Genomic DNA, 5776 nt, shown 5'->3' with positions numbered 1-5776 from the left:
TGCAGCGTCGCACCGATGTCCGACGTACGCGTCGTCGTCATCGACTGCACCGAAACCGGCGCGTCCCCGCCGACCGCCACCGACCCGACCTGGATCTTGCGGCTGACCCGCCGTACGGCGAGCTGGGTCGGAACGGTAGGCATTCCGAGAGAAATCGCAGTCATGCGCTGAGCATCCCCAAGGTGTGGATCAAGGTCCCGAGATCGGCGGGCTCCGACCTTCGAGGTTACGGCACCGAGGGCAACCTGAGGCACACGGCGTCCGGCGGCCACACAAAATGTGGGCGACCGGACGCATCATGCGCATCCGCCGTCACTCGGTTTACAGCAGGCACGTCCGTCGCACCGGTCAGGAGATCTTGACCGGATTGACGACATCGGCCACCAGCACGAGCAGGGTGAAGCAGATGAACATTCCCGCGACCACATAGGCGACGGGCATGAGCTTGGCGACGTCGAACGGGCCGGGGTCTGGGCGCTTGAAGACGCGCGCCGCGTTCCGCCGGATCGCCTCCCACAGCGCTCCCGCGATGTGCCCGCCGTCGAGCGGCAGCAGCGGCAGCATGTTGAAGAGGAACAGCGAGAGGTTGAAGCCGGCCAGCAGGAACAGCATCATCGCGATCTGGTTCTGCGCCGGGACGTCCAGCGTCATCACCTCGCCGCCGATCCTGGCCGCGCCGACGACGCCCACCGGGGAGTCGGCCGCGCGGTCGCCGTCCGAGAAGGCCGCGCTCCAGAGGGCGGGGATCTTGGACGGCAGGTCGATGATCGAATCGACACCGTTCTCGATCATGTCGCCCATGCGGACGACCGAGTCGCCGAAGGAGAGCGGGATGATCTCCGTCTGCGCCGCGAATCCCAGATAGCCGGCGGAGATGAACTTCCCGGGGACGACCTCACCGTCGGAGTCCTTCTTCGCCACCGCGTTCTTCCTGAGCACGGCGTGCAGGGTCTCTTCCCGGCCGTCGCGCTGGACGGTGATGGTGGCGGGGCCGATCGTGTCGCGGATCCGGTCGGAGAGCGTGGACCACTCGTCGATCCTGGTGCCGTTGAAGGCGACGATCTTGTCGCCCTCCCGGAGCCCGGCCGCCTGTGCGGGCGAGACCGGGTCGGACGTCTTGCAGGTCTCCCGGTTCTCGCTCTGCGAGATCACGCACTTCTGGACGCCGGCGACCTGGGTCGTCTGCGTCTGGAACCCGAAGGTCATGGCCACGCCGAGGAAGATCGCGACAGCCAGGATCAGGTTCATGAACGGTCCGGCGAACATGACGATCATGCGCTTCCACGGCTTGCGCGTGTAGAAGAGGCGCTTCTCGTCCCCCGGTTCCAGCTCCTCGAAGGCGGCCGACCGGGCGTCCTCGATCATGCCGCGCCACGGCGACGTGGAACGTGCCTCGATCCGGCCGTCGGGCCCAGGCGGGAACATCCCGATCATGCGAATGTAGCCGCCCGCCGGGATGGCCTTGAACCCGTACTCGGTGTCGCCCTTCTTGCGCGACCAGATCGTCGGGCCGAAGCCGACCATGTACTGGGGGACGCGGATGCCGAAGAGCTTCGCTGTCGAGAGGTGTCCCAGCTCGTGCCAGGCGATGGAGAAAAGCAGTCCGATGACGAAGACGGCGATACCCAGAACGGTCAACAGGACCGACGTCATACTCATGCGCGCGCCTCCGCTGCGGCCTTGGCCGAGAGTTCCCGGGCCCGGGTCCGTGCCCAGGCCTCCGCTTCAAGGACGTCCGCGACGGTGAGGGAAGTTCCCGTCGGGGGCGTTCCGTGTTCGGCCACCACCGCGGTGACGGTGTCCATGATGCCGTTGAATGCCAGCCGCCCGGCCAGGAACGCGTCCACACACTCCTCGTTGGCGGCGTTGAACACCGCCGGTGCGGTGCCGCCCAGGGTGCCCACGTGCCGGGCGAGCCCGACGGACGGGAAGGCCTCGGTGTCCAGCGGGAAGAACTCCCAGGCCGAGGCCTTCGACCAGTCGAAGGCGGGGGCGGCGTCGGGGACCCGCTGCGGCCAGCCGAGGCCGATGGCGATCGGTCCGCTCATATCGGGCGGGGTGGCCTGGGCGAGGGTGGAGCCGTCGGTGAACTCCACCATGGAGTGAACGTACGACTGGGGGTGGACCACGACCTCGATCCGGTCGAACGGGATGTCGTAGAGGAGGTGCGCCTCGATGACCTCAAGGCCCTTGTTGACCAGGGTCGCCGAATTGATCGTGATGACCGGGCCCATGGCCCAGGTCGGGTGGGCGAGAGCCTGTTCCTTCGTGACGTCAGCGAGCTCGCTCCTGGTGCGGCCGCGGAACGGGCCACCGGACGCGGTGACGACGAGCTTGCGCACATCGGCGCGCTTGCCTGCCGCGAGCGCCTGGAAGAGAGCGGCGTGCTCGGAGTCGACCGGGATGATCTGCCCGGGCGCGGCCAGCGCCTTGACCAGCGGACCGCCGACGATCAGCGATTCCTTGTTGGCGAGTGCCAGGGTGCGGCCCGCCTTGAGGGCGGCCAGCGTGGGGGCGAGGCCGATCGAACCCGTGATCCCGTTCAGCACGGTGTGGCACTCACTGGCCGCCAGTTCCGTGGCGGCCTCCGGTCCGGCCAGGATCTCGGGGGGCTGCTCCTGCGTTCCGTACTCCTGACGCAGCGCCTCGCGCAGCGCGGGCACGGCTTCGGGAGAGGCCACCGCGACCGTGTCCACCCGCAGTTGGCGCGCCTGTTCGGCGAGGAGGGCGACCCGGCCGCCCGCCGCCGACAGCGCGGTGACACGGAAACGGTCGGGATTGCGCAGCACCAGGTCGATGGCCTGGGTGCCGATGGACCCGGTGGAGCCGAGGATGACGAGATCCCGGCGGCCTTCCACGGCGTCGAAGACGAGGTGCGGGTCGGCGAGGGGGGCAGGGCTGTCGCTCATGCCCCCCATTGTTGCCGCATCCGCCGGGCGCGTGGACCGTGCGCCCCCGGCGCCGGGTCGTGGCAGCTCGCTCACCGGGGCCTCAGCCCTTGGCCGCGCGGAACTTCGACCACTGGGCGGCCATGATCTCCGGCGGCACACCACCGATGTCCTTGGTGGAGCTGATCTCCGCCCGGAAGGCGAGGGTGGTCGAGCCCGAGCGGACGACGGTGAGGTACTCGTACAGCTTGTCCTGCCCCTTCACGTCAAGGATGGTGAAGCGGTACGCCTTGACCCCGTCGGTCTCGGACGCGAATGCGGGGGCTTTGGCGGGCTCGACCTTCAGGTACTTCGCGCGGGCGACGGCCCGCTGCTCGGTGAAGCCTCCGGCACAGTCCTTGCCCGCCTTGCCGAGTGCCTTCATGACGCTGTCGGCCCCGCCCTTCCCGTAACTGCGCAGGGTGATGTCGGTGGTGACTGAGACCATCTCGGCCGGGATGTCGGCCTTGCGCTGCACCTGGGCGGTGGGGTCGGGGTCGCTGACCTCCCCGGCGAGGCTGACGAGCGGCTGGCAGCCGGCCGGGTCGGCGGTGTAGGCGTCGCTGAGGGGACCGTCGAGCGCGTACTCGGACGCGGTGTAGGAACCGGCCTTCTCGCCGTCGGTGAAGGAGGCGGCCTTCAGCCGCGCCTCGTCGCGCGCCCCGGGCGCGGAGGATCCGGCCGAGGACTTGCCGTCCTTGCCGGCACCGGCGGAGCCGCCCGCGCTGTCGTCGTCGCTGCCGCAGGCCGATACGCCCAGAGCCAGCGCGGCCGCCATGCCGACGACGGCCGCCCGGCGCCGTCCCGGCAGGTTCCTCGCCCCGTACATGCCTGTCCCCATTCGCTGATGTCCCGTTGTCCGTCGTGCTCCTGGCCGACGCCCGATTGTGCTTCATGCCGCAGGTCCCGCGCACCGGCGGGCCCGTCGCGCTCAGAAATGCGTCGTGACGCCGAACACTCTGCGGAGCTGGGCCATGTCGTGCAGATCGGCCGGGCGGGGCTCGTAGTCCCGGTGGAACTCGACCTGCCGGCCCACCGAGATGCAGCGCACCGCTGTTCCGCCGATGGCGCCGGTGACGAAGCACTCCGCCGGGTAGTGAAAGGGCTCCTGCGGGTCGAGCGACGACTGGACCGCGGAGCCGTCGGGGGCGAACCGCAGGGGGTGCAGATCGATTTCGAGCCCGGACTCGTGGCTGAGGACAAACCGTGCGGGGCGCCAGTCGAGCGTCTGCGCATAACCGGCGGCCGCCAGGGCGGCGACGAGGGCGGGTTCCTGTTCCTGGCGGAACAGCAGGTCGAGATCCTGGTGGTCGCGGGTCTCCTCGCCGATCAGCGCGTCGATTCCCCAGCCGCCGGCGATCACCACGTCCGTACCGGCCTCGCCGAGCGCCGACAGGACAGAGAGCACATCGGAAGCGGACATCATGCCGCGGAGCCTATCCCTCCCCCGCCGGCCCGTGCCCGGGATTTCCCGGCCCGTTCACCGTCAGCTCGTCGGCTTCGCGAAGTCGGCGAACACCTCGTGGAACCGGGGGAAGGTCTTGCGTACGCACCCGGGGTCGTCGTAGCTGATGCCGGGGGTCCGCAGAGCGGCTACGGCGAACGACATGACGATGCGGTGATCGCCGTGGGTGGCGATCCCGGCGGCTTTCGGGGTGCCCGGCCGGATCTCGATCCAGTCCGGACCGGTCGCGACGGTGATGCCCATCCGCCGCAGGTTCCCTGCGCATGCCTCCAGCCGGTCGCACTCCTTCACCCGGGTGTTGCCGACGTCCTCGATGCGCACAGGGCCGGAGGCGTACGGAGCGATCGCCGCCAGCGTCGGCATGGTGTCGGAGATGTCCCGCATGTTGACGGTGAGGCCGCGGAGCGTCCCGGTGGAGCGGACCGTGGTGGACTCGGCGCTCGTATGTACCTCGGCGCCCATCCGGCGCAGCACGTCGACGAACCGCAGGTCTCCCTGGAGGGCGTTCTTCCCCAGCCCGGGGACGGTGACCTCCTGGCCGGTGAGGGCCGCCGCGGCGAAGAAGTAGCTCGCGGTGGAGGCGTCCGGTTCGACGGCGTACGTGGTGGCCCGGTAGCCGCCGGGCGGCACCGTGAAGACGGCGTTGTCCGGGCCGCCGCGGGTGACCTCGACGCCGAAGCTGCGCATCATCGCCAGGGTGATCTCGATGTAGGGCGCCGACACCAGATCGGTGACGGTGATCCGGAGTCCGGTCTCCGTCAGCGGTCCGAGCATCAGCAGCGCGGTGAGGTACTGGCTGGACTGCCCGGCGTCCAGGGTCAGTTCGCCGCCCTTGATGCCCGCGGCGGTGATCCGCAGCGGGTGGTGGCCCTCGGCCTCCTCGTGGTGGAGGTCGACGCCGAGTGTCCGCAGCGCCTCGGTGAGCGGGGCGAGGGGGCGGCGGCGCATCTGCGCGGAGGCGTCGAAGCGGTAGCTGCCGCTCGCGCCGGCCGCGGCGAGGGTGGGCAGGAAGCGGGCCGTGGTCGCGCCGTCGCGGCAGTAGATGTCGGCGTCGGTGGCGGCGGGCCCGGACGGGCGTCCCTCGATGGTCCAGCGGTCCGCCTCCCGCACCACGTCGTAGCCGAGGCCGGTGAGCCCTGCGGCGAAGCCCTCGGTGTCGTCGGAGCTCAGCGGGCGCAGGAGTGTGCTGGTGCCGTTCGCGGCGGCGGCCAGGAAGAGGGCGCGCGCGGTGACGGACTTGGAACCGGGGACGTGGATGACGGTCACGGTTGCTCATCCTGCCGTGCCGCACGCGCGGCGGCGGGGGGGGCCCACACCGCGGGGGGCCCCCCCCCCGGCCGCGCGGCCCTGGCCAGCGGCGAACACCCGGTCCTTTTACACCCGG

At 70.3% G+C, this 5776-nt stretch carries 6 protein-coding genes; all 6 read right to left on the bottom strand.

Features of this window, described 5'->3' with window-relative positions; all coding sequences use genetic code 11:
- Positions 1-164, bottom strand: a 164-nt coding sequence (locus ACFVW8_RS38085) for a flavodoxin-dependent (E)-4-hydroxy-3-methylbut-2-enyl-diphosphate synthase (RefSeq protein WP_384136865.1), incomplete at its 3' end; no start/stop codon positions are given.
- A 184-nt stretch (positions 165-348) separates the two neighbouring features.
- Entirely contained in the window at positions 349-1659 is a 1311-nt protein-coding gene (locus ACFVW8_RS38080) for a M50 family metallopeptidase (RefSeq protein ID WP_389698452.1), read from the bottom strand.
- A complete protein-coding gene (gene dxr / locus ACFVW8_RS38075) occupies positions 1656-2918 on the bottom strand; it encodes a 1-deoxy-D-xylulose-5-phosphate reductoisomerase (protein ID WP_389698450.1) in 1263 nt (420 codons plus the stop codon). Before dxr ends, ACFVW8_RS38080 begins: the two co-directional genes overlap by 4 nt.
- 73 nt (positions 2919-2991) lie before the next feature.
- Complete coding sequence (locus ACFVW8_RS38070; RefSeq protein WP_389698448.1) at positions 2992-3756, bottom strand: hypothetical protein; 765 nt, start codon at positions 3754-3756, stop codon at positions 2992-2994.
- A 102-nt stretch (positions 3757-3858) separates the two neighbouring features.
- Positions 3859-4350: a nucleotidyltransferase domain-containing protein gene (locus tag ACFVW8_RS38065; protein ID WP_389698454.1), complete on the bottom strand. Its 492-nt coding sequence runs from the start codon at positions 4348-4350 to the stop codon at positions 3859-3861.
- Positions 4351-4413: 63 nt separating this feature from the next.
- A complete protein-coding gene (gene aroA / locus ACFVW8_RS38060) occupies positions 4414-5658 on the bottom strand; it encodes a 3-phosphoshikimate 1-carboxyvinyltransferase (protein ID WP_389698446.1) in 1245 nt (414 codons plus the stop codon).
- Between the last annotated feature and the right edge of the window lie 118 nt (positions 5659-5776).

This window comes from Streptomyces sp. NPDC058221, from assembly GCF_042882365.1.
Lineage (GTDB): Bacteria > Actinomycetota > Actinomycetes > Streptomycetales > Streptomycetaceae > Streptomyces.
Note: the sequence above shows the minus strand (reverse complement) of the source record. Positions and strands in the feature narration are given on the sequence as shown.